Source organism: Candidatus Ruminimicrobium bovinum (assembly GCF_902760015.1).
Classification (GTDB): Bacteria; Elusimicrobiota; Endomicrobiia; order Endomicrobiales; family Endomicrobiaceae; genus Ruminimicrobium; species Ruminimicrobium bovinum.
Genome location: NZ_CACWEU010000085.1, coordinates 1 through 2,692, shown reverse-complemented (window position 1 = coordinate 2,692; position 2,692 = coordinate 1). Strand labels below are relative to the sequence as shown.

The window sequence follows — 2,692 nt, the reverse complement described above, 5'->3', positions numbered from 1 at the left end:
TGGCGGAACAAGCCAAAATGTGTGGAGAGAAGATGTTGTAGTAAAAAGTTCGCAAGAAACAATAGATGCTTTATTTAAAAATGCTCCAGAACAGGACGGAGACTTTTTTAAAGTTAAAAAAGTTATGGATTTGGAAGATTAAATTTTAATTTGAATTTATTTATGGATAATAATTTATTACTTTTCAATGATTTTTTAGAATATAAGTTTCCTATACCTCAATATTTAGGTGCTAAATATAAACATCTTAATTGGATTGGGAAATATATTACAAAAAACACAAAAACCGTTTTGGATGCATTTGCCGGCTCGCAATCTGTTGCATATTATTTTAAACAGTTAGGATATAAAGTATATACAAATGATTTTTTAAATTTTAACAACCAAATAGGGAAAGCTCTTATTGAAAATAATAATATTAGATTAACCAATGACGATTTACAAATTTTATTTTCTCCAAATAGTGATAAAAACAAATTTAATTTAATGGAAAATTTATTTACTAATATTTTTTTTACAAAAGAGGAATGTAGTTTTTTAGATTCATTTAGGAGCAATGTAGAATTACTATCAAAAACAAAACAATCCTTAGCTTTAACTATAATAAATAGAGCAATGACCAGAAAAGTTACAATGGGACATTTTACACATACAAAAGCATTAGAATATGCAAACAACAAAGAAAGAATTAAAAGAAACAGAAGTTTAATAAGACCTATAAAAGATCTTTTTATAGAATTATTGCCTGAATATAATAATTCAATTTTTGATAATCATCAAGAAAATAAAAGTTTTAATGAAGATGCGATTTCTTTAATAGCACATTTAAATAACAAAATAGATTTACTTTATTTGGATCCGCCTTATTGTGATAGTCATGCTGATTATCAATCTTTTTATCATTTATTAGAAACTTATACACAATATTGGAAAAACAAAAAATTTATTAATTCAACACATAAATATTTCCCTAAAATTTATAGTGGTTTTGATACAAAAAAAGATATAATAAATTCTTTTGAACAACTTTTTAAACAGGCACAAAAAATACCATATTGGTTAATTAGCTATAATGATAGAAGTTATCCTAATAAAGATGAAATGATTAAATTAATAAGTAAATATAAAAATGTTGAATTGTCTTTTAAAGAATATTACAATAATGTCGGTGGAAAAGGGAGTGTTAAAGGAAGCAAAGAATTATTATTTATTTGTTCTCCTAAATAGAATATGAAAAGCTTTTTAAATTGGGATAAATTATTTGACAAGCAAGAACTACATAAATTTACAGAAAATGAAACCGGTACAATTTGGTTAAAATTAAAATCTATCATGAGACCTGAAATTATAAAACAGTTTATGAATAAATGTGAATTATCTATAAGATCTTCTTCTAAAAATATATTTGAAGAATTATATAATCTTAATCTATATCTAAAAGGTGAAATAAATAAACAACAAATAAATTCTTTTTTAATAGAATATAATAAAAAAGAAAATATTGAAATTAAAAATAATTTTCACACAATAGAAGCAGAATTATATAAATTACAAAATTTTAGTTGGGGTGGAGATTTTAACAATTCTTTGGATAAGAAAATTATAACTTATGTTAAAAGAACATATTTATATGATGAAATAATAAACAAAATAGATAATGAGATATCTGAACATACAAAAAAATATACATTAAATTCTTGGTATAACAATTGGACTACAATATTAACTGAATATCTGTTTAAAAGTAATAAAAAAGTCATATCTGCTGTTGGTAAAACAAAAAGTGTTGATTTTTTTATAAAGGATATTCCGTTAGATTTAAAAATAACATATTTACCAAAAGAATTTATTAAAGAACAAAGAAAAATTAAAGGTTTAAAATCTGAAATTGGTATATTAACTAAATTAGCACGAGAAAATTCAATTATTTATGATGATAAAACAAATGAAGAGATAAAAAAACATCAAATAATTGAACAATTAAAAAATTTGAAAAAGAAAAATATAAATAAAATTCTTAATCAACTTTCTAAAGAAACTAAACAAATTATTGAAGAAACAAAAAACAATAAAGATAGTTTAATAAAATGGTTATATGAAAATCAAGGCGAAATGAGACTTGGTTCTGAAAACAGACTTTTTCTTGTATTAATAGATTCAAACAATATATCTGATTCTTGGAAAATAAAAAGAAATTTTAAATTATTAAAAAAAGAAATTGACTCTTATATTAAGAGTTTCAATAAAAGCAAATTAGAAAATAATAAAATTAAATTCAAATTTAGAGGAATAACATATTATACAATTGCTGATATGGTATTTGTAGAGGAGTAATGGTAAAATCATGAATGAAATCATTAAAATGACTGCAACGGAACTTGCAGAAAAAATTAAAAGCAAAAAACTTTCAAGTATTGAAGTAACAAAAGCTTTCCTTGATAGAATTAAAGAAGTAAATCCAAAAGTAAAAGCATATATTTCTGTTTGTGAAGATTATGCTTTAAAACAAGCACAAAATTCCGACGACAAAATTGCTAAAAATGAAAATGTAGGAGTATTGGAAGGTATACCTATAGCAATTAAAGATAATATTTTAATAAAAGATATTAAAATGACAGCTTCATCTAAAATTTTGGAAAACTATATTGCACCTTACGATGCAACCGTTATTACAAAATTAAAAGATGCAGGA

Annotated in this window: 4 protein-coding genes; all 4 read left to right on the top strand. The window is 22.8% G+C overall.

Features of this window, described 5'->3' with window-relative positions; genetic code table 11:
• The first annotated feature begins 19 nt into the window (after nt 1-19).
• Complete coding sequence (locus ACMUOV_RS02985; RefSeq protein ID WP_413853566.1) at nt 20-142, top strand: Asp-tRNA(Asn)/Glu-tRNA(Gln) amidotransferase subunit GatC; 123 nt, start codon at nt 20-22, stop codon at nt 140-142.
• A 20-nt stretch (nt 143-162) separates the two neighbouring features.
• Nucleotides 163-1,227 (top strand): DNA adenine methylase, encoded by a 1,065-nt coding sequence (locus tag ACMUOV_RS02980; RefSeq protein WP_413853565.1) that lies wholly within the window; start codon nt 163-165, stop codon nt 1,225-1,227.
• 3 nt (nt 1,228-1,230) lie between these two features.
• Complete coding sequence (locus tag ACMUOV_RS02975) at nt 1,231-2,334, top strand: hypothetical protein (RefSeq protein WP_413853564.1); 1,104 nt, start codon at nt 1,231-1,233, stop codon at nt 2,332-2,334.
• A gap of 10 nt (nt 2,335-2,344) precedes the next feature.
• On the top strand, nt 2,345-2,692 hold a 348-nt coding region (locus tag ACMUOV_RS02970; RefSeq protein ID WP_413853563.1), incomplete at its 3' end, for an amidase family protein.

Excerpts from the sequence above, each read along its gene's own strand:
- ACMUOV_RS02980 (WP_413853565.1), top strand. The coding sequence starts at position 163 with ATGGATAATAATTTATTACTTTTCAATGATTTTTTAGAATATAAGTTT.
- ACMUOV_RS02975 (WP_413853564.1), top strand. The coding sequence starts at position 1,231 with ATGAAAAGCTTTTTAAATTGGGATAAATTATTTGACAAGCAAGAACTA.